This window comes from Flammeovirga yaeyamensis (genome assembly GCF_018736045.1).
Classification (GTDB): Bacteria; Bacteroidota; Bacteroidia; order Cytophagales; family Flammeovirgaceae; genus Flammeovirga; species Flammeovirga yaeyamensis.
Genome location: NZ_CP076132.1, coordinates 717,943 through 738,343 on the forward strand (window position 1 = coordinate 717,943; position 20,401 = coordinate 738,343).

15 protein-coding genes are annotated in these 20,401 nt (G+C 35.5%); 5 read left to right on the forward strand and 10 right to left on the reverse strand.

All coding sequences use genetic code 11. From position 1 onward, the window contains the following. The first annotated feature begins 97 nt into the window (after positions 1–97). Both KMW28_RS02835 and KMW28_RS02840 read left to right on the forward strand, forming a co-directional pair. The gene (locus KMW28_RS02835; protein ID WP_169664981.1) at positions 98–1,321 is read left to right on the forward strand and encodes a DcaP family trimeric outer membrane transporter; all 1,224 of its coding nucleotides are present in this window, start codon (positions 98–100) and stop codon (positions 1,319–1,321) included. Between the two features lie 197 nt (positions 1,322–1,518). After that, complete coding sequence (locus KMW28_RS02840; RefSeq protein WP_169664980.1) at positions 1,519–1,887, forward strand: hypothetical protein; 369 nt, start codon at positions 1,519–1,521, stop codon at positions 1,885–1,887. Between the two features lie 138 nt (positions 1,888–2,025). On the opposite strand, the gene KMW28_RS02845 is transcribed toward KMW28_RS02840, so the two are convergent. Together KMW28_RS02845 and KMW28_RS02850 are read right to left on the reverse strand one after the other, a co-directional pair. Next, complete coding sequence (locus tag KMW28_RS02845) at positions 2,026–2,259, reverse strand: ferredoxin (RefSeq protein WP_062620355.1); 234 nt, start codon at positions 2,257–2,259, stop codon at positions 2,026–2,028. 16 nt (positions 2,260–2,275) lie between these two features. Beyond that, the gene (locus KMW28_RS02850; protein WP_236941073.1) at positions 2,276–3,556 is read right to left on the reverse strand and encodes a peptidase U32 family protein; all 1,281 of its coding nucleotides are present in this window, start codon (positions 3,554–3,556) and stop codon (positions 2,276–2,278) included. 452 nt (positions 3,557–4,008) lie between these two features. Between KMW28_RS02850 and KMW28_RS02855 the strand changes: the two genes are divergently transcribed. Further along, on the forward strand, positions 4,009–5,958 hold the full coding sequence (locus KMW28_RS02855; protein ID WP_169664979.1) for a PAS domain-containing sensor histidine kinase: 1,950 nt from the start codon (positions 4,009–4,011) through the stop codon (positions 5,956–5,958). A 34-nt stretch (positions 5,959–5,992) separates the two neighbouring features. On the opposite strand, the gene KMW28_RS02860 is transcribed toward KMW28_RS02855, so the two are convergent. The 4 genes from KMW28_RS02860 to KMW28_RS02875 all read right to left on the reverse strand — a co-directional run bounded on the left by KMW28_RS02860 (position 5,993) and on the right by KMW28_RS02875 (position 12,229). After that, the gene (locus KMW28_RS02860; protein ID WP_169664978.1) at positions 5,993–9,097 is read right to left on the reverse strand and encodes an efflux RND transporter permease subunit; all 3,105 of its coding nucleotides are present in this window, start codon (positions 9,095–9,097) and stop codon (positions 5,993–5,995) included. A 17-nt stretch (positions 9,098–9,114) separates the two neighbouring features. Next, positions 9,115–10,230: an efflux RND transporter periplasmic adaptor subunit gene (locus KMW28_RS02865; protein WP_169664977.1), complete on the reverse strand. Its 1,116-nt coding sequence runs from the start codon at positions 10,228–10,230 to the stop codon at positions 9,115–9,117. Between the two features lie 29 nt (positions 10,231–10,259). Next, positions 10,260–11,531 carry a TolC family protein gene (locus KMW28_RS02870; RefSeq protein ID WP_215585789.1) on the reverse strand — a complete coding sequence of 424 codons (1,272 nt, stop codon included), beginning with the start codon at positions 11,529–11,531 and terminating at the stop codon, positions 10,260–10,262. Between the two features lie 311 nt (positions 11,532–11,842). Continuing rightward, positions 11,843–12,229 (reverse strand): hypothetical protein, encoded by a 387-nt coding sequence (locus KMW28_RS02875; protein ID WP_169664975.1) that lies wholly within the window; start codon positions 12,227–12,229, stop codon positions 11,843–11,845. A 214-nt stretch (positions 12,230–12,443) separates the two neighbouring features. Here KMW28_RS02875 and KMW28_RS02880 point away from each other — a divergent pair, with 214 nt between their 5' ends. Beyond that, the gene (locus KMW28_RS02880; RefSeq protein WP_169664974.1) at positions 12,444–13,505 is read left to right on the forward strand and encodes a Fic family protein; all 1,062 of its coding nucleotides are present in this window, start codon (positions 12,444–12,446) and stop codon (positions 13,503–13,505) included. A gap of 81 nt (positions 13,506–13,586) precedes the next feature. On the opposite strand, the gene KMW28_RS02885 is transcribed toward KMW28_RS02880, so the two are convergent. The 4 genes from KMW28_RS02885 to KMW28_RS02900 form a co-directional block, all read right to left on the reverse strand. After that, the gene (locus tag KMW28_RS02885; protein WP_169664973.1) at positions 13,587–14,384 is read right to left on the reverse strand and encodes a class I SAM-dependent methyltransferase; all 798 of its coding nucleotides are present in this window, start codon (positions 14,382–14,384) and stop codon (positions 13,587–13,589) included. A gap of 4 nt (positions 14,385–14,388) precedes the next feature. Next, positions 14,389–15,537: an AAA family ATPase gene (locus tag KMW28_RS02890; protein ID WP_169664972.1), complete on the reverse strand. Its 1,149-nt coding sequence runs from the start codon at positions 15,535–15,537 to the stop codon at positions 14,389–14,391. Next, entirely contained in the window at positions 15,527–16,315 is a 789-nt protein-coding gene (locus KMW28_RS02895) for an RNA ligase family protein (RefSeq protein ID WP_169664971.1), read from the reverse strand. The genes KMW28_RS02890 and KMW28_RS02895 overlap by 11 nt, the downstream gene beginning before the upstream one ends. Before the next feature lie 281 nt (positions 16,316–16,596). Continuing rightward, positions 16,597–17,532: an NAD(P)-dependent oxidoreductase gene (locus KMW28_RS02900; protein ID WP_169664970.1), complete on the reverse strand. Its 936-nt coding sequence runs from the start codon at positions 17,530–17,532 to the stop codon at positions 16,597–16,599. A 184-nt stretch (positions 17,533–17,716) separates the two neighbouring features. On the opposite strand from KMW28_RS02900, the gene KMW28_RS02905 reads away from it, so the two are divergent. After that, entirely contained in the window at positions 17,717–20,170 is a 2,454-nt protein-coding gene (locus KMW28_RS02905; RefSeq protein WP_215585791.1) for a glycoside hydrolase family 31 protein, read from the forward strand. Positions 20,171–20,401: the final 231 nt, after the last annotated feature.

The window sequence follows — 20,401 nt, forward strand, 5'->3', positions numbered from 1 at the left end:
TAAATGTTTCCCTCATGAACAAAGTAATTTTGTGGGACATCAAGTAGAAAAGAAAGGAGTTCTATTTGATATTTAATAACCAATCTTAATACTACAAATGAAAACTATTCAATTATTTCTCATTGTTAGTTTTTTCTTTATCGGCGATCTGTTTTCTCAAGGCTTTATATCAGATCAACTCTCAAAAAAGAAAAATATTGATGAAGAGGAGGTACCATGGGAAGACCCATCGTTTCCAGGGTCTTGGCCTATGTCAGGAAAAGGAAACGTAAGAATGAAAATTGGGGGCTACATGAAAAACGATTTCGTATATGATGTGAACGGCACCCGAGATAAAACGCAATTTTTGATGTCGACCATTCCTGTGAAAGGGGAGGCAGATTACGGAAGTACCGGATATGTGAGCTTTTTCTCAAAAGAAACAAGAATCAATTTAGACGTCAGAAGTAAGGTGAGTAATACGCCTGTACAAATGTTTGTGGAAGGCGATTTCTTTTCTTCAACAGGAAATCAATTTCGAATGCGACATGCCTATTTAAAAGTGGGGAAATTTACTTTTGGACAAACATGGACCAACCTTACATTCTTGGAGACACTTCCTTTTATTATTGATTTTGCAGCTGGCGATGCCCTTTTTGGAGGTCGTTCTAATCAGATTAGATACGAGACCAATATCAATAAAAATTGGTTGTTTGGAGCAAGTATCGAATACTTGGAAAATATGGGTATCGAAAACCCAAATACCTTAAATGGCGTGGCTCAAGCACAGCTTCCATTACTATCGATGAAATTCATTTACAGTAAGAAAAACACTAAACTATTTTTCGGAGCAAGTGCCGCTCAATTAAATTGGACAGGTGGCCCTGAAGGAAAGAATGCATCCACTCCACAATTGGATATCATTTTTGGTGGACGAAGACAAATAAATAGAAAGAATTCAGTTTCCTGGAATGTCAATTACGGTATTGGATCTGGAGAAAATATTCTGGCTTTTATTGGTAGTAATGCCAATGCAGTTTTAACCCAAGAGGGTGAATTAGTGGCCATGAAATCATTTTCTGCCTTGGTTGGATATACGCATCACTGGAACGAAAAATGGTCTTCCAACTTTTCATATGCCTATGGTTGGCTGATGGACATTCCAGACTCTAGAGATCCATTTGCTTTAAAGGCAGGCGGTATATCTCACATCAACTTGGTTTGGCAACCGCTTAAATATTTCTCTACAGGTATAGAATACATGAGGGGAACACAAAGAACGGCCAATAGTGCTTTAGGAACAGCCAATAGATTTCAGTTAATGACAAAATTTGATTTTTAATCATAATGAACCATTCTATACAACAAAAATTGAATGGTTCATGTCAAATACTATGTTGGAGGATGAATTGACTAGAATGTGTAAGTAGTATGTGATTTCGTGCAACTGAAAATATGCTGTCACCCCGATATTTGTATCATCATCAATAAGGAATAACTTCTTGATGTCTCAAAATTCAATCTTTAAATAATCTGACAATGAAAAAGCTATTTATTATTTCTCTGCTATCCCTAATTTCGATGTTACATGTGAATGCTCAAGACATTAAAAAAGAGTTGTCTTCTGAAAACGTGGTGGAAATTAAGGCAGATATGAGTCAAAATGAATTATCAAAGCTGATAGAAACTTACAGAGTGAAGCATTCCAATGACGGAACAACGGTGAATTGGACTGAGTTTAAATCAACATCACTTTTAAAAGGAGTATTTGATGCTAAACAAAATGATGAACAGACTCAAGTAGAAAAATTAAATGCTTCAGCAAAACGATACAAAGAAATCAAATTGAATGATTCTGTAAAACAGCTTCAAGAAAACGAGCTTTTTGATAAAAAATCGAAAGATTAAACGATCGAAAAGGTAAAAAAATTATATCTCAGAATAACCCTTTAAGCCGCTTGATACATTTATTGAGTGGCTTTTTTTGTATAAAAAAAGGTGAATACCTGTAAGATATCCACCTCTTTACGCTTCATCAAAAAGCTATTAAAACTCTTTGACCTTTATAATCTTCACTGGGCAAGCTTCCGCTGCCTTAATGTTTTCGTCTAATTCGATAGGACTTACCTTAGTTGTATAGAAGCCTTTTTTATTGACTCCTCCCACCAATGTAGCTTTCCCATCTCTTTTGGACATCACCCATCTGTCTGGAGCAAACTCCACACAGTAGTTACATCCTATGCATTTATTTCGTTGATGCGTAATTGTAATTTTACTCATGATCGTTTTTAACGAATTAAGCTTCTACAGTCTCTGCATCCACTAATTTATACAATTTATCTGAAGGACGAATTTGTGTGTCCAATTTGATACTGAATGTATCGCCTTTTACCGCCATTTCTTTCTTTCCTTCGTCGTTTACGTGAAGTTCCTCTACTACTGTTTCCACTACACCTGTTGTTGGTCCAGTAATTAAAAGGCGATCACCCACTTTTACTTTTTGAGTTTCCAATTGGAATTCTGCCACCTGAATATTTTTGAAATAACGACGACCGTTACCCAAGAATACTTTTCTAGTTTTGGCTTTAGATCCGTGCTGATCTGTCCATTTACCCATTTCCTGACCAAGGTAGTAACCACCCCAGAATCCGCGGTTGTACACTTCAGTCATACGCTCTTTCCATTGCTCACCTTTTTCTTTAGTGTAAGTACCGTCGAAGTAGCTATCGATAGCCTCTCTGTAGCACTGAGCAACTGTTTTTACGTATTCAGGACCTTTACCACGACCTTCGATTTTCAATACTTTCACTCCTGTATCTAATAATTGATCTAGGAAGTCGATAGTACATAAATCTTCTGGCGACATGATGTATTCGTTATCGATTTCTAACTCGTGTCCGTCTTCGATATCGATTACTTTGTATTTTCTACGACAGTTCTGTACACAAGCACCTCTGTTCGCAGATGAGTTTTGCGTATGTAATGATAAGTAACACTTACCAGAAACGGCCATACACAATGCACCGTGAGCGAATACCTCAACTTCTACCAATTCTCCAGAAGGACCAGTGATGTTCTCGTTTTTGATCGTATCACAGATCGTTTTCATTTGAACCATAGAAAGCTCTCTTGAAAGTACCATTACATCTGCAAATGTAGCGTAGAAACGTACAGTCTCAGCATTCGTAATGTTTACTTGAGTAGAGATGTGCACTTCTACACCTACTCTAAATGCATAAGCAATTACTGCTTGATCTGATGCGATAATGGCTGTAATACCAGATTCTTTTACACGATCAACTACTCTACGCATAATAGATAAATCATGCTCATAGATAATCGTATTTAAAGTAAGGTACGATCTAACACCGTTCTCATTACAGATACGAGCTACTTCCTCAAGATCATCAAGAGTAAAGTTCATAGAGGCACGAGCTCTCATATTGAGCTGTTCTACCCCAAAATATATAGAATCGGCACCACCTTGGATGGCTGCCATCATTGAGTCAAATCCGCCTGCTGGGGCCATTAATTCCACTGGACGTTTTGTCGCAGGTTTTTTAAATGTATGCTCCACTTTTTCTTTGTTTTAAAATTCGGTTTGCAAAAATACGATTAAAATAATCGGTAATCAATTTTTTTCGTAAAATAGCTACCCTTTATACTATGATTATCAACGAAATAGAAGTTAAAAACTATCAATAGATCAATATTTATTCACAAACCGTGTAAGTATTCCTCCTATAAAGAAGCAAATTAAAATAAACTATCCCCTCATTGGTTGTAGTAGTGAATGTATATCTGGGACCTTACTACATTTTGATTTTTCTACTCCTAAATCATCAAATAGTTAGAAAACTCATAGAAGTGGAAAATGTTAGATAGAAATGAAGTGTTTTTTGTAATTATATTTTTTTTGATGTCAAAAAGCTGATTTTTAATTCTTTAATAATTTGATCTAAATAGATATTTCATTAATTTAAAAAACGACTAATCTTACTGCTTCTTAATTCACTCTAAATTTATTTAATGACCAAAAAGGACGAATATTATAATCAGTTACTCAGATTAAACCTTCGGTATAATGATCATGACCTCGATGTAAAGGAGATCATGGAGATGCTGTTGACGATTTATATGAATTATCAACAAGCCTATTACGGTATGATCTGTAAAGTAGATCATCAGTTAGAATTTTTTAATTGCATTAGTCGTTTCTCAAAACAAAATGTAGCAGTACCCAGTTTTGAAAATCTTCAAATCGAATCGGTTAAATCAAAAAATATAGCTCAAAATAAAATGGGACAGGTTTGTGTGCCCATTATTGATAGTCAAAAAGATGAGGTTTTTTGTCTGATATGTATTCTTATTCCAAAAAATGGAGTGGATTTGGATACGAATGCAACTCAGCAATTGAAAATTGTGGCAGAAACTTTAATCCATAAAAGTGATCAAAAGAAGAGGAATGCATTTAGAGATTCCACAATGAGAAAAGGTATTATTGAGGAGAATGAGGTAACGTTTAAACCTTTCTTTTCTGATGCTTTTAGTTTATGTGCGGTAGTTGATCCAGGTACTTGGGAATTTTTATTTTTGAATAATAGTTGGGAGAGAACATTAGGTTTCTCTATTGAGGAATTAAAATCTTACTCTTTTGTCAATTGGTTGCATGTTGATGATATCAACGAGTCTTTACGTATTTATCAGGAAGTTTATGAAGGAAAATTAGTAAAGTCTTTTATTAACCGATATAGAACAAAATGGGGGGAGTTTAAATATTTTGAATGGGATATTTCTAGAAATACCGACAATGGTTTTATTTATTGTATGGGTAGAGATATCACTCTTCAGCATGAAAATCATGAAAAGTTATTCTTTCAATCCAATATATTAAGAGGTGTTCAGGACAGTGTTTTAGTTATTAACCTGGAAGGAAGAGTTACCTATGCAAATCAGACGGTTATTGATTTAACGGGCTTTCCAAAAAAGTACTTATTAAACCGTTCATTCGATCTCATATTTAAAGAATATAATAATGGGATACATCAACCTATCACTCTAAATAAAATAAACAATAACGATAGTTTAATTGAAGTTCAGGTTCTAGATAAAGACGAACAAAAAATTTGGATGGAGGTGAAAACCACTTTTCTTTCGGATGTTTATGGAGATCCTATTGGGCATTTATGTATTCTAAAGAACATTGCACACAGAAAGGATTATGAAGAAACTTTGATGAAAAGAAATGAAGCTTTAAGTAAAGCCAATAAAGAGTTGGATAACTTTGTTTACAGAGTATCTCATGATTTAAGGGCACCAATTACCTCAGCTTTAGGTTTAATTGAGTTGAGTTTAGATTCTGATTATACCCAAGTAAAAGAGTATTTAAAATTACAGCAAAGAAGCTTAAAAAAATTGGATGATTTCATTCATGATATCTTGAATTACTCAAGAAATAATAGAATGGAGTTAAAACCAAGTGAGATAGATATTCATGAATTATTACAAACAACACTGGATCAGTATAAATTTATTAATGAATATCAGAAAGTATTGATAGAGATTGATGTAGAGGCTAATAATCCACTTTACTGTGATGAATCAAGGTTATTGGTCATTATTAATAATATCATTTCCAATGCTTTTAAATTTACTTCTAGATCCTACAAGCCTTGTATTAACATTAAAGCAGTAGTCGAACCCTCCGATTTAATCTTAAAGATTTCGGATAATGGTATCGGAATTAGAAAAGAGCATGTGGAGAAAATATTTGATATGTTCTACAGAGCTACTGATATTAATTATGGATCGGGTTTAGGACTTTATATCGTTCAGGAAGCAGTAAAAAGATTAGGAGGGGAGATTGAAGTTGAATCTGAAATTGATGAGGGAACTACGTTTACGATTACGGTGCCTAACCTTTGGAGTATTTTTCCGAATGGCTTGAAAAAAACAAAAGAAATAAAATTGAATAGCTAGAGAAATTAATCTCTAGCTATTTTTTTGATGATGATTATGCCAAACTAGGTTTGGTTTTATTTTTATAGAAAATACTGAAAATGACAGGGAAAACGACTAACGTAAGTACGGTCGCCGTTAAAATTCCCCATACAATCACAACAGCTAATGGTTTCTGAGATTCTGACCCAATACCCGTAGACATTGATGCTGGCAATAGACCAACAAAGTCAGTTACGGCGGTCATTAATACCGGACGGATTCTAGATTTAACACCATCTTTAACGGCATCATCCAAGGATAATCCATCGTTAAGGTTAGTCTTGAATTTGGAGACGAGTAATACACCATTCTGTACACAAATACCGAATAGGGCGATAAACCCGACACCTGCTGAAATACCAAAGTTGATGGTGAAGAACGAAAGACCTAAAATACCACCTACTAAAGCGAATGGTACGTTGATCATGACCAAACTAGCATCTCTAATATTATTGAAGGTAGTTAAAAGGACAAGGAAGATCATGACCATGACAACTGGTACCACTTGCATAAGTCGTTGTTGGGCACGTTCCATGTTTTTAAATTCTCCATCCCAAGACATGTACATTCCTTTATCGAGTTGTAAGGCGGCATTTACTTTTTCTTGAGCTTCTGCTACAGTACTACCCAAGTCTCTACCTCTAACTGAGAAAGTCAGGGCAACAAAACGTTCTCCATCACTTCTGTACACAAAGGCAGGGCCTGTTTTGGTGAAGATATCAGCGATTTCTTTCAACTGAACACTACCTCCATCTAAAGTCGGTACTTTAATTTTTCCAATGGCTTGTGTATCGTTTCTATATTCCTCAGGATAACGAATTCTGATATCAAAACGACGTTCGTCTTCATACAATTGTGTAGCTGCTTTACCTCCGATAGCCATTTCTATTACAGAGTTGGCATCTGCTGTAGCTACACCATATTGTGCCATTTTTACCTGATCAAGATCGATATACAATTCAGGCTGACCAATAAGTTTGATAATATTCAGATCGGCAATACCATCGATGTCTTGCATCACTTCTTGTGCTTGTTCTGCAAGGTCTTCTAATTGATATAAATCTTTGCCATAGATTTTCAAGGCCAAAGCCCCTTTTACACCTGTAACGGCTTCCTCCACATTGTCCATAATTGGTTGGGAGAAGTTAAAAGTGACTCCTTGATAATCGCTTAATTTATTTTCTAATTCTTCTATAATTTCCGCTTTGCTTAGACCACGTTTCCAATCGTCTTGAGGATACAGATCCACATGGAATTCGATATTAAAGAATCCTGTAGGGTCAGTACCATCGTTCGGTCGACCTGTTTGTGAAAGTACGCCTCTCACTTCTGGAATTTTTCGAATCTCGTTCCTTAGTTTTTTGGTCATGTCGTGGGACTCATTCAAGCTGACGCTAATCGGCATAAATGCTCTAATGTATATGGCGCCTTCATTCAATTGAGGTAAGAATTCTGTACCCATCTGACTTCCCATAAATAAACCTACGGATAACACTGCTCCTGAAATCATCAAGGTGATTTTCTTACGAGCATATGCCCATGAGAATGCACCATAAAAGATTTTCTGCATAAAACGAGTGAAGAAATTTTCTTTCTCTTTTACATCCTTATTCAATAACACACTTACCAATACAGGTACTAGTGTTAATGACATGATTAATGCGCCTAATAATGCAAATCCGAAGGTGAAAGCTAAAGGCGAGAACATCTTACCTTCTACTTTTTGAAAGGCGAAAATAGGTACTAAAGCAAGGATAGTGATTAACTGAGAAGAGAAAAGGTTAGCTCCTAATTTTCCACCAGTTTCTTTGATTAAACCTAGCTTAGAAAGCTTATTGAAACGAGTCATTCCTAACGACTTTGCTTTTCGATCAAGGACCACAAAAAGTCCTTCTACCATTACCACAGCACCATCGATAATAATACCGAAGTCAATAGCACCCAATGAAAGTAAGTTGGCTGTCATACCTTTCATTCGCATACAGATCAGAGCAAATAAAAGGGACAAAGGAATGATGATGGAAACAATAAATGTTGTTCTCCAATCGGCCATGAAAAGTAACACGAAGATGACGACAAAGAAGATACCTTCAGCCAAGTTTTTTGTGACTGTGTTCGTGGTAAAATCAATTAGTTCGGAACGATCGTAAAAAGGATCAATTTGCGTTCCTTCCGGCAATACTCTTTCGTTCAGTTCTTCAATTTTATCTTTTAATCTTTCGATCACTTCACTTGGGTTTTCACCACGACGCATCACGACAATACCCTCAACAATATCAGATTGTTCGTTAAGCCCTACGATACCTAATTTTGGAGCGTGAGTTTCTTTCACCTCAGCAACATTTTTAACAAGGATAGTTGTGTTATTCTCTCTTTCGATGATGACGTTCTCAATTTCCTCTTTATTATTCAGGAGACCGATACCTCTAACCACATAGGCTTGGTTACGTTTTTCGATCACATCACCACCAACATTGACATTGCTATTTTCTAGTGCTTCATATAATTCTAAAGAAGTGATACCGTATTGAGACATTAAGTGAGGATTGGCAGAAACCTCGTAGATTTTTACTTCACCACCAAAACTGACCACATCAGCAACGCCAGGAACGGCTCTCAATTTTCTCTCGATTGTCCAATCTTGTAACGTCTTTAATTCACGTACCGATTGATGATCCGACGAAAGTGTATAACGGTAAATCTCTCCTGTAGGACCAGAAGAAGGTTCCATTTCTGAATCCACACCATCTGGCAAGTCCACATTCATGATACGGTTAGCGACCAATTGTCTTGCTTTGAACTCGTCTACATCATCACCAAAAGCGATGGTCACTACAGACAAACCAAACAATGAAATTGAACGAACCTCTGTTTTACCTGGAGTGGAATTCACTTCTACCTCAATGGGTAAAGTGACAAATTTTTCCATTTCTTCGGCACTACGACCTTCCCATTGAGAGATAATTCTTACTCTTGGGTTGGTGACATCTGGAAATGCCTCGATAGGTGTATTCTGATAACTAATTACACCCGCAACGATCATGATTAACGTTAAGAAAAAGACAAAGAATCTGTTTCGTAACGAGAATCCGATAATGTTTTCTATAAATCTTTTCATTACAGCAGTGGATTATATTATAGTTTAATCAGGTCGTTAAATAGTAAAAGTGCTTTTTCGGTAACTACCTCTTCTCCATGAACAAGGTTACCTTCAATTAAAGTGTCACCAAATTGGTTGCTCCCTTTTACTTTTACTTCCATGATGCTGTACGACTCACCATTTTTCTTTACGATAAAGTCTTTATTATTATGGAAAACCACTGCATTTTCATTCACTGCAAATACCTCTTCGTTCGTTTTCTGAATCACTTGAATATTCATGGCCATATTTGGCATCAATAAACCTTCTTGGTTAGGAATAGCTACTCTTGCGTGCATCACCTTAGTTTCTGGATCGATAAACTTAGAGATCTTTTCTACTTTCCCAGTGAAAACTCTATCAGGATAAGCTAAAGCTGATGCTTGAATATCTGAACCCATTTCGATGTATTGAATATCCGATTCGAAAACATTCATTTTCACCCACACTTTCTGAAGGTTCACTACAGTAAACAACGCTTCGTCGTGATCCTCTTTGATAATCATGTTAGGTGATATCGATTTCTCTGTAATTGTTCCGCTGATAGGTGCTCTAACGATATGCGTCGCACTGTTCGTATTACCCATCAACTTCATTTTCTGATTTACTTTTTCTAATTGAGCATTTGCCGCCTCCAACTCACTTTTAGCTTGTTGGATTTCCAAAGTAGAACTCAAACCAGCATCAAATAATGATTTAGCCACTTCGTACTCTTTTGTTTCACGGTCTACATTTGCTTTTGCCTCAATCCATTCTTGTTGGATCTCTGCCATATCAGAAGAGTAGATTTTTGCTAAAACCTGACCTTTTTTCACTTGGTCACCTAGATCAACGACTACATCAGTTACTCTACCTGAAACGATAGCAGGAACAGAAATTTGTTGGTTAGGCACCGCTTCCACATTACCTGTAAGTTGAGTGATATGCTGCATGAAATCACTTTTTACTTTCTGAGTTTTGATCATTTTTTTCATACTCTCAGTAAGCTCATTCAATGAAGAAGTAGTATCAATTTCTTGAGTTTTGGCATTAAGAATACCGAACTTCATTACCATACCGATAAGGAAAGCAATACTCAATACAGGAAGGAAGATTTTATATATATTTTTCATGATTTGTTCTGATTATTAGGATCAATAGATTATTGGATAGGGTAGATGTCTTTACCCACAGTGTAGTTGATTAACTCTAAGGCCGAGAATAATGCATATTCCGTATCAAATAACTGCCCTAGGTTCTCTTTGTAACTTTCGAAAAAGTCGATGAATTCGATCAAGCTGATTTCTTGTTTCTGATAACTTTTCGTTACAGATTCCATCACCGCTCTCATCTCTTCAGAAAGTTCGGGGTCGAGTGCATCGTACACCTTAGTAATTTGATTAAGCTTTTGGGCAGCATTGTACACATCAATCTGTAACTGATTTTCTGCTTGAGTAACTTTTACCTGTTGTTGCTCTTGTGCAATTTTTGCAGCTTGGATTCCCCCTTTGTTTCTGTTCCAAACAGGTAGATCGAACGCAATTTGCAATGCCCAGTAATCCGCTTGGTGTGCACCTCTACGGTCGTACATTGTTCCTAATTCGATATCGGGAACATTCTCCGCTTTTTCCAAAGCTAAAGACTCCGCCACCTGCTGTAATCTTAACTGCTCAATTTTGAAATCCATACGGTGTTCCTGTGCTTCAGAAACCCATAATTCAGGATCAACAACATTTTGACTGTAGTTAAAAGTAGGAAGTGTAATCGTTAAATCTACTTGAGGTTGCAGGTTCAATATCAGTTTTAATTGAGAAGAAACATCAGTGGCCTCTTGTTCGATATCTAACCACCCTTTGCGGGCATCAAGAAGTAAGGCTTTTAAACGTACTACTTCTGATTTGGCGATATTGCCTTTTTCAGATTGTTCTTTGTAAACTTCGATCAATCTTTCCAAAGGCTCTATCACATTCAAATAACTATTTGATTTTTCTTGAAGGTAATGCAGTTCCACCATTAAAGATCTTAGTTCAGTTCTAAGCTCTCTCATTGTAGTGTAGAATTCATATTCAGCAATTTCTGCTTCCTTCTGAGCGATATTTGTACGCTTTTTACGCTTACCACCCATCTCGATTAATTGATGGATTTCTACCACTCTTTGTGCTTCAGAATCAGTTCTGAACCACTTGTTATCCTCGTTGTCGTACATAGCGATCTCGACTCCGAGTTCAGGGTTTGGCCATGCTTTGGCCTGAATGATTTCCGCTTTAGCGATATCTATATTATGACGTTCCGCTACTAACGTTAAGTTTTTTTCTAAGAATATTTCTTCACCTTGAGGCAGTGTAAGCGACAAGGATAATTGGTTTTTATTTTCCTGTGCGTATGATGTTATATGCATACACATTAGGATAAGCCCTAATAGTACCTTTTGCATTGTTACTAGGAATTGTACATCAAAGAGTAATCAAGAAGAGATATCATCAGATGCTCTTTTGATGTAGGAATAAACAATAAATGATTGATTATTGTGAGTGAGAGTCAACTATAGATTAGTTAATTAGAGAGGTCATAAGACCCATAAATCATCACTCAAACAAAAGGAAATGTGTTGGAATATTATTAATAGAATATAGCTTTCGAATAAGTTCTAAAAGCATAAAAGATCCAAGGTAATCTAAAATTTACCTCTTACTTATTACCTATTAGTTATTACTTAATACCGAGCGTTAATTCAGCTTCCCACACCTAGCTCAGCTTCGGCGGAGGCGTATCAATAGAAAATGTTGGATTAGAATAGAATAGCGGACGAGCGATCGGTAAGGATTGATCGGTTGGAAGTTCGTCCTTATCCAACGGGTTTGAAGGAATAATTGTGGATGCGTTCATAAACCAAGTGATGTTGATGACACCCACTACAGTTTTGTTCTCATCTTCAGAAGAAGGGTTATCTGAGAAGTTACCATCGGAATCGAAGGCATACACAGATATCAACTCGAAAATACTTTCGATCTCATTTTCCATTTCATCAGGCAATAGATCATCATTAACATTCACACTTACGTTGAATAAGTGAAATGCCATCATGGAGATCATGATCTGAATGGAAATTTTATGTGATAAGAATTTTCTCATTGTTTGATTTTGAACTAAACTATCAACTACATTAACGCAGTCGAATAGAATTCGTGCACAAAATTAACAGGTATTATTGAAAAAAAGATGATTCTAATTTTAAATAAATCCTTTTAGAGGAAGTTTAACTTATTTTTAATTTTTATCAATTTTGTGTTTTTAGGTTAATATTGTTATTTTAACTTTACATAGTTGCTGTAAAAAATAATAAAGTATGTATAACTTATTTGATTTTCCTTTAAATATACAAAACATAGAGAATATCTCTTTGCTTAAAAAGCTTACTGAAACTGTTCGTTATATAGAACGTATGAATGAAGCAGCTAAAAGTTTACCAAATCAAAATATTCTTATCAATACACTTGTATTAAGAGAAGCAAAGGAATCATCAGAGATAGAAAATATTATAACTACCTATGATGAACTATATACATCACTTGCCATACCTAAACTAACGCAGGCTTCTGAAAAAGAAGTGATCGGTTATAGAGAATCCTTATTTGAAGGAATGAGAATGTTAGAAGACGTTGGTTTTTTAACCGAGAATATTATCAATAAAATACAATCTATAGTTGTTGGAAATAGTCAGGGGTTAAGAGTTAGAGGAGGAACTGTTATTAGAAATGATGTGACGAATGAAGTAATCTATACACCTCCTCAAACGTTTGAGGAAATAACGAAACACTTGTATAACTTTCTTATCGAATTTAATAAAGAAGATATTAATATTGATCCTTTAATTTTTGTTGCTTTTCTTCATTTTCAATTTGAATGTATACATCCTTATTATGATGGAAATGGTAGAACAGGAAGAATTTTGAACGTTCTTTATTTAATGAAAATGGAAGTGATTAATTCTCCGATATTATATCTTTCATCTAAAATAAATGAAACAAAACATGAATATTATGGTCATTTTAAACGAATGAATAATAATGAAGGGTTTGAAAAATATGCTATTTATTTCTTGAACTTAATTACTGAAACAGCAAAGGAAACGATTAGAATTATAGAAGATTTTAAAAACAAAATTGAATATGTTCATGAGAGTTTAAGAAACAGTTCAGGTAAAGCCTATGACCCTAGATTAGTTGATCTTCTTTTTATTCAAGGATACACAAGGGTGGAATATATTGAATCTGGTTTAGGAGTAACTAGAGTCACCGCTTCTAAGCATATTAAAGAATGTCTGAAGTTAGGTATTTTAGAAGAAGTGAAAAAAGGAAATAATAAGGTATATATCAATAAGCTTATTAAAGGAATTTTTAGTCATTAACCCAGGAGTAAAACCTGGGCTAATGTTATAAAAAGTTGACTTTGAAAGACCTTCATTTTGATGTATAGAAGGTTCCACAATTTATTTTTTGAATTTCACTTCAAGTATATAAGGAATATTCACTTTTACATCTTTAAAGACAAACTCGTCTTTCTCTCTTTCGATCATGTTATCGAAACAATCGTAGGTCTGATAATCGTGTTCCTTGAACTTGGTTAGGCTTAAACCATTCTCGAAAAGAGCATTGATAATCTCATCTACAGAGTGCACCCAGAAATACTCTGTTAAGTTCATAGGAGTACTGTCTGCATAACTCGATTCTACTGTTTCTTTATACACTCCTTTGTTGTAATAATGATATTCAGGAACAAAGGTATCCCAGTTTAAAGTGTAGATAAAAGGGTGCATTTCGACCATATAAAACTCTCCACCGGGTTTAAGGTAAGAAGCAATAAGTGATGCCCACTTTTTAAGATCAGGAAGCCAGCAGATAGCACCATAGGATACAAATACCATATCAAATTGTGCTTCTGCCGTGAGATGTTGATCAATATCGTAGAGGTTGGCACAAATAAATTGAGCATCCAATCCTAACTGATCGTTTAATTCTCTGGCCTTGTCAATCGCTTTATCAGAGATATCTAAAGCAGTGACATCAGCTCCCATTCTTGCCAGTGATAATGAGTCCAGACCAAAGTGACACTGAAGGTGCAATACTTTTTTGCCTTCCATACCGTGTAACTCGGTCAGTTCTATTTTTTTCAAAGAGGTGTCTCCCTTTAGGAAACCTGGAACATCATACATTTTAGAGGCTACATGACTGTCGACTCTAGCATTCCATTGCTCTTTGTTTGCTGCGAATTCTTCGTTGTAATCCATTTGTTTATTGTGTTATAAATTCTATTTCGTGTGCCTCATGGTATTGAGGAATATCTATTTTTTTACTGAGCTTAGAAATGACTTGCTCAGGTACCACCCACTGTCTTTGTTGATTCTGAAGGAAGATCTCTTTTAAAGGCTTTTCAATATAGACTATTTTTACTTTGGCTTTATAGTCCAAAAAGAGACGAATCCATTTTAGTCGAAGATCTAATGTGAGGTTTGTCGCATTGAAGACAAATGAAACTTTTTTTCTTAACAAGACTTTTGCTTCTTCTTTACCCATTTGAATCACTTTGCCATTGTGTTTAGCATTCGTAGGATCAAATTGATTTTCTCTTCTAATCTCATCTAAAGATACCATTGGAAAGTCATTATAATTCTTCTTGATGTGAGTATCTTTTCCTACTCCTGGTAAGCCTGATAAAACAATCACTTCAAAAGTTAAATCCTCAAAAGGTTCATAGAATGGAGCGATATCCGATCGATTGAGATAGAGGAATCGACCATAATTTGAAGCAAAAGCATAAGGTTTGTCCCAACAGTTTTGTTCTTTAGACAGTTCATCAAATAAAGAAATCTTGTAGAGAATATCTTCTTTGTCATCACAAATTCGACCCAATACATCTGATCTAGCCAGCATGCTTAACCACTTGTTATTGGTAACCAAACTCGATTTGATGACTTCTTTTGAAGGATCATCTCTATCAATCGCCCAAAGAGGTAAACCATGTAATCGGACTAAATTGGAAATATGTTCCCTTATTTTGAAAGGAGTATTGTACTTTTCAAAAAGTAGTGATCTCACTGTTTGTGCTCCTTTTTTAGCATGATTTGGAGAAACGATTCTCTCTACACCGTCTATTATTTCGGTGGTGGTAGTCGATCGTTTTTCAATATCATGAAATAAGGCGGATAGAAACAAAATATATTGTTCGTTGGGTGATAAGGCCTTAAAATCATTAAAATTAAGTAAAGTTTCCACCACCATTTTGGTGTGCGTATAAACATCACCTTCTTGATGCCAAATAGGATCTTGAGGAATTGTTTTTAATGTGGATAACCATTCAAATTCAGATTCTATTTTATTCCAATCTAATGGATAAGAAATTTGAACAGAAGGAATTTCCCATGTGATATTTTTAGTATTCATATGCGTGCCATTGATAAGTGTGATAATTAGTAAGTTTTGCAGGTTTCCAATGCTTCACCCAATGTTCATCCGTTTTCACATGATTGGCTCTGACTAGTTTGAACAAGTCACTAAACTCATTTTCACAAACAGAAACTAATCCCGAATTAGTAGGAAACTCATCTGCATTTCTGATGACAAAACCCTCACAACAAGGAAGATCAGTGTGAACATCGTATCCACCTAATTGTCCTTCTGTTTGAATATATTCTTCCCATGGATATCCTAATTGAAAAGTCAACCAATTTTGTAGTGCTTCCTCATCATTTTTACTATTTGATAGAAATTCAGAGAGCGATTTTTTGATATTGATTTCTGGAACTGTGGGAAAATCTAGTAATGCTGCATAAAACTTAACTTCCTCCCATGAAAGCCATCGATCGTTTTCTCTAATGGCAAATACATAGAAGAAGGATTCTAATTTTTTATACCCAATGGAATGGATGCCGTACATATTCTCACCAAAGACTTCTAAGCCTTTTAGCTGATTTTTGATCAATTGCCATCGATCCAATAAAGGTTTATCCCAGGGTAATTGAGATGGAGCGGCATGTGATCGTGCAAATACTCCCAATTTACTTAGACAGTTATTTTGTCCGTCTAGCTTTTCGGTGAGGACAAGTCGATCTAAAGAAGAAAATGCTTGAACATATCCTTTAGGCATAAAGCGATCGTCGGAGGTCGTGCCTTTACTACTATAAGCGTGCAGACTCCTGTTGTACTTTTTTGAAAAAGTCATGATTTTAAAATGAAGTAATTGATTTTCTTGTTTTGGCAAACAAGGTTTTCTCTTTTTGATAGAGTCAATTTTATTGCATAGCAAAAGGTCCATCTTCTGTGGAAGACAGTTAAAATTGACGGAAGGTATTGAGAAAACAATTACATGACTTTTATCCTGAGATATGTTTTATGGTGAATAGAAGTTTATTTCTGAATGCAATTTTACTAAAAAATATATTAATACGAAAATCCCTTCATCATTTAAATGTTTCATGATGAAAGGATTGTGATATTTTTCTTTTACTTATTTAATAAGTTGATAATCTTCCGCCCAAGCACAATACTAATCTTCTCATACGATTCAAACGACCATCCACCTACATGAGGAGTGAAAATAACACGGTCGTCGTTGGCTAATTTTTGGAAGATTCTGTTTTGCTCATCCGTTAGTGTATGGAGTTTTTCATTTTCCAATACGTCTAATCCTGCGGCTATAATTTTATTGTTGTCTAATCCCCATTCTATAGTAGAGAAAGGTATCACTTCACCTCTTGCAAGGTTAAGTAAGTAAATCGGCTTTTTGAAACCACCTAAATAATCTTTAGAAACAAGGTGTTTGTTATGATCATTTAGAGGAATATGGAAACTCAAAACATCCGATTGTGCTTGAATTTCTTCAAGAGTGGCTTCTTGAGCATATTCATCTCCATAGTTGGTTTTACCGTTATCATAGGCCAATACTTTGCAGCCAAATCCAATAAGACGTTTGGCAAAAGCTTGTCCCATATGACCGTAACCAATAATACCAACAGTTCTTGTGGATAACTCATGCCCACGATTTTCTTCACGTTGCCATAGTTTTTGTCTTACCTCGTAATTACCAATGTGGAGGTAATTCATCAGGCAAAGTAACATAGCGATGGTATGTTCACCCACTGCATCCATATTTCCTTCTGGAGCATTCAGTAAAGTAATTTGTCTACGTTCTAGATAGTTTTCATCAATTTCGTCTACACCGGCACCGGCTCTAGCTATGAACTTTAATTGGGGAGCTAATTCTAATAAATCAACACCTACTTTCATCTTACTTCTTAAGATTAGGCCATCAAAAGGAGGAATAGCATTGGGTACCTCATCCGCCTTGATATCGGGTTGATAAGAATATTCTATACCTGCTTCATCAAACATTTTGAAGATGGAATCATGTACTTTATCGATAACTAAAATTTTGGTCATAGCTGAATATAAACGTTTGAATTATTTCTGATAAGAAGTTCATTAGCCTTGAGGTTAATCAATGCTAACTTCAGTGGATTACTTTTGGAATGCCTATTTACTAAAATTAATAACATAAGAATAGTAATGCCTATAATTTTTTTTTAATTTGATTCTATCATAATCATAAAGAAAGATTTAATTGATGCGTCACACTATATCTACTAGCTTTTTTCCAACATCAAGGAATTTATTTTTTTTCGTTTTCTTCCTATATACATCACTTTGTTTTGGGCAAAGGAAATATGAAGGTTACACTATGGATGGACAGAATTTAGTCCTTCAAGTAAATGATGGAAAAGTGGTTCTTCGCCCTTTTCAACCTTTCATTTTAGAAACTCAATTTTACCCCAAGGGAACAGAAACATTACCACTTTCAGAGGCGGTTATTCTTGCACCAAGCAAATTGATGCCGGAGGTGAAAGAGAAAGACAACATCATTTATTTTAATCTACCGGATGGCATTCGAGCAGAAGTTTCGAAGGCTCCTTTTCAGATTTCTTATTACTTAAAAAAGGAACTTTTATTAAGAGAATCTGATGGCTATTTCGATGCAGATACATTAAAAGGATTCAAGTTCGAGATTCAGGAAGGAGAGGCTTTATATGGTGGAGGTGAACGTGCTTTACCTTTGGATAGAAGAGGTTATCGATTACCATTATACAATAGAGCGGCTTATTCTAATGAAGAGTTTGCTCCTCAGATGAACTTTGGAATGCCTCTGATGATTTCTTCTAGAAAATATGCTTTGCTTTATGATAATGCTCCTATTGGATTTATTGATGTAGGCAACACCAATGAAGAAGAATTGGCTTTCGAAACGATAGGAGGACGATCTTCTTATGTAGTTGTGGCAGGGAAAGATTATCCTGATATGCTGAATCACTTGACCAATTTGACCGGAAAGCAACCTTTACCTCCGCTATGGATGTTTGGTAATTTTTCTTCAAGGTTTGGTTATCATTCTCAAGAGGAAGTTTTATCCACCATTCAAAAGTTTAGAGAAAAAGAAGTTCCAGTGGATGCGATCATCTTAGATTTATATTGGTTTGGGCCGGATGTAAAAGGTGATATGGGAACATTGGATTGGTACAAGCCTAATTTTCCTAATCCAGATCAAATGATAAAAACATTGAAAGATCAGGATGTAAAAACCATATTAATTACAGAACCTTTTATTACCACAACTTCTAAAAAGTGGGAGGAAGCAAAGAATAAAAAAGTATTGGGTACAGATCATTTAGGAAAACCTTTTGTGTACGAATTCTTTTTTGGAGAAACGGGTTTGGTCGATGTCTTTAAACCCGAAGCTGCCCAATGGTTTTGGGATATATACAAAGGATTAAATAACCAAGGTGTTGCCGGTTGGTGGGGCGATTTAGGAGAACCTGAAGTGCATCCATCAGAGTTACATCATGTAAATGGAACTGCCGATGAAGTACATAATATTTATGGACATCAGTGGGCAAAAGTAATCTATGATGGTTACAGAAAAGATTTCCCAGATCAAAGACCATTTATTTTGATGCGTTCAGGATATGTTGGTTCTCAGCGATATGGTATGGTTCCATGGTCGGGAGATGTGAGCAGAACGTTCGGAGGATTGACTCCTCAACCACAAATTAGCATGACGATGGGATTGAGTGGTGTACCATATATGCACTCCGATTTAGGAGGTTTTGTGAATTGGGATTTCACTCAAGAGGATGTAACAGAATTGTATATCAGATGGTTGCAGTATGGAGTGTTCCAGCCTGTTTATCGTCCTCATGCACAAGAACAAATTCCTTCGGAGGTAATTCATTATGATGGCGAGGCTTTTGATATCGTCAAGAAATACATTGAGTACCGATATAAAATGTTGCCTTACAATTATAGTTTGGCTTATGAGAACAGCACAACAGGTATGCCTTTATTACGTCCTTTATTCTTAGAAGAAGAGGAGAACGAAGAGTTAAAAAATGAGTCATTAACTTATATGTGGGGAGATGCTTACTTGGTATCGCCAGTGACAAAGAAGGGAGGAAGAGAACAGCAATTGTACTTACCTGAAGGAAAGAATTGGTACCACTTATGGAACGGTAAGAAATACGAAGGAGGGCAGAACATTACTGTAGATGCTCCTTTAGATGAGTTGCCTGTTTTTGTAAAAGGAGGGAGTATTATTCCATTATCGACAAAGCCACTTCAAAGTACAGAAGATTATACAAGCGAAGATATTACTTTTCAGGTTTGGAGAGATGCTGAGGTGGACAATCATAGTATCACCATGTACGCTGATGATGGAAAGACATTTGGAAACATTGAAAAGGGAAATTATCAGTTGATCGATGTATTGGCAAATTATTCCAAAAAAGGGGTGGATATCACCTTATCAAAATCGGGAAATTATGATGGTGCTCCTGAAACTAGAAACATCACTTTAGAAATTCATAATGTACCGACCTATCCTAAAAGTGTTGGTATCGATAAGAAAAAAATGCCAGCTGAAGAGTGTGATATGGGATACGATCAGGAGAAGCATATCCTTAAAATAAAAATCAAATGGTCGGGTGAACAGAAGAGAATTATTATTCGTGATGGAAAGTTAAAGAAGTAAAATGTTAATGCTAGACTTGTTTGTCCCTTAAAACTATTTAACCAAACAAGAATTTACAAGAACAACTTTACGATAGAATTCGATGTATATAGCAATAGGTTAACGATTAAATTACATGGGATTCTTACTTATATACTTGATACTGATAAACTTACTTGGAGTTACAATGATTCTTCTAGAAAAGAATACAATAATTCCAAAGGTAAAAGAATGGGTGTATCATACAATCGA

Coding starts and splice junctions, on each gene's coding strand:
- KMW28_RS02865 (WP_169664977.1), bottom strand. CDS start 10,230: ATGAAAAATATATATAAAATCTTCCTTCCTGTATTGAGTATTGCTTTC.
- KMW28_RS02885 (WP_169664973.1), bottom strand. CDS start 14,384: ATGGATTACAACGAAGAATTCGCAGCAAACAAAGAGCAATGGAATGCT.
- KMW28_RS02875 (WP_169664975.1), bottom strand. CDS start 12,229: ATGAGAAAATTCTTATCACATAAAATTTCCATTCAGATCATGATCTCC.
- KMW28_RS02870 (WP_215585789.1), bottom strand. CDS start 11,531: ATGCAAAAGGTACTATTAGGGCTTATCCTAATGTGTATGCATATAACA.
- KMW28_RS02845 (WP_062620355.1), bottom strand. CDS start 2,259: ATGAGTAAAATTACAATTACGCATCAACGAAATAAATGCATAGGATGT.
- KMW28_RS02890 (WP_169664972.1), bottom strand. CDS start 15,537: ATGAATACTAAAAATATCACATGGGAAATTCCTTCTGTTCAAATTTCT.
- KMW28_RS02900 (WP_169664970.1), bottom strand. CDS start 17,532: ATGACCAAAATTTTAGTTATCGATAAAGTACATGATTCCATCTTCAAA.
- KMW28_RS02895 (WP_169664971.1), bottom strand. CDS start 16,315: ATGACTTTTTCAAAAAAGTACAACAGGAGTCTGCACGCTTATAGTAGT.
- KMW28_RS02905 (WP_215585791.1), top strand. CDS start 17,717: ATGCGTCACACTATATCTACTAGCTTTTTTCCAACATCAAGGAATTTA.
- KMW28_RS02840 (WP_169664980.1), top strand. CDS start 1,519: ATGAAAAAGCTATTTATTATTTCTCTGCTATCCCTAATTTCGATGTTA.
- KMW28_RS02855 (WP_169664979.1), top strand. CDS start 4,009: ATGACCAAAAAGGACGAATATTATAATCAGTTACTCAGATTAAACCTT.
- KMW28_RS02880 (WP_169664974.1), top strand. CDS start 12,444: ATGTATAACTTATTTGATTTTCCTTTAAATATACAAAACATAGAGAAT.
- KMW28_RS02835 (WP_169664981.1), top strand. CDS start 98: ATGAAAACTATTCAATTATTTCTCATTGTTAGTTTTTTCTTTATCGGC.
- KMW28_RS02860 (WP_169664978.1), bottom strand. CDS start 9,097: ATGAAAAGATTTATAGAAAACATTATCGGATTCTCGTTACGAAACAGA.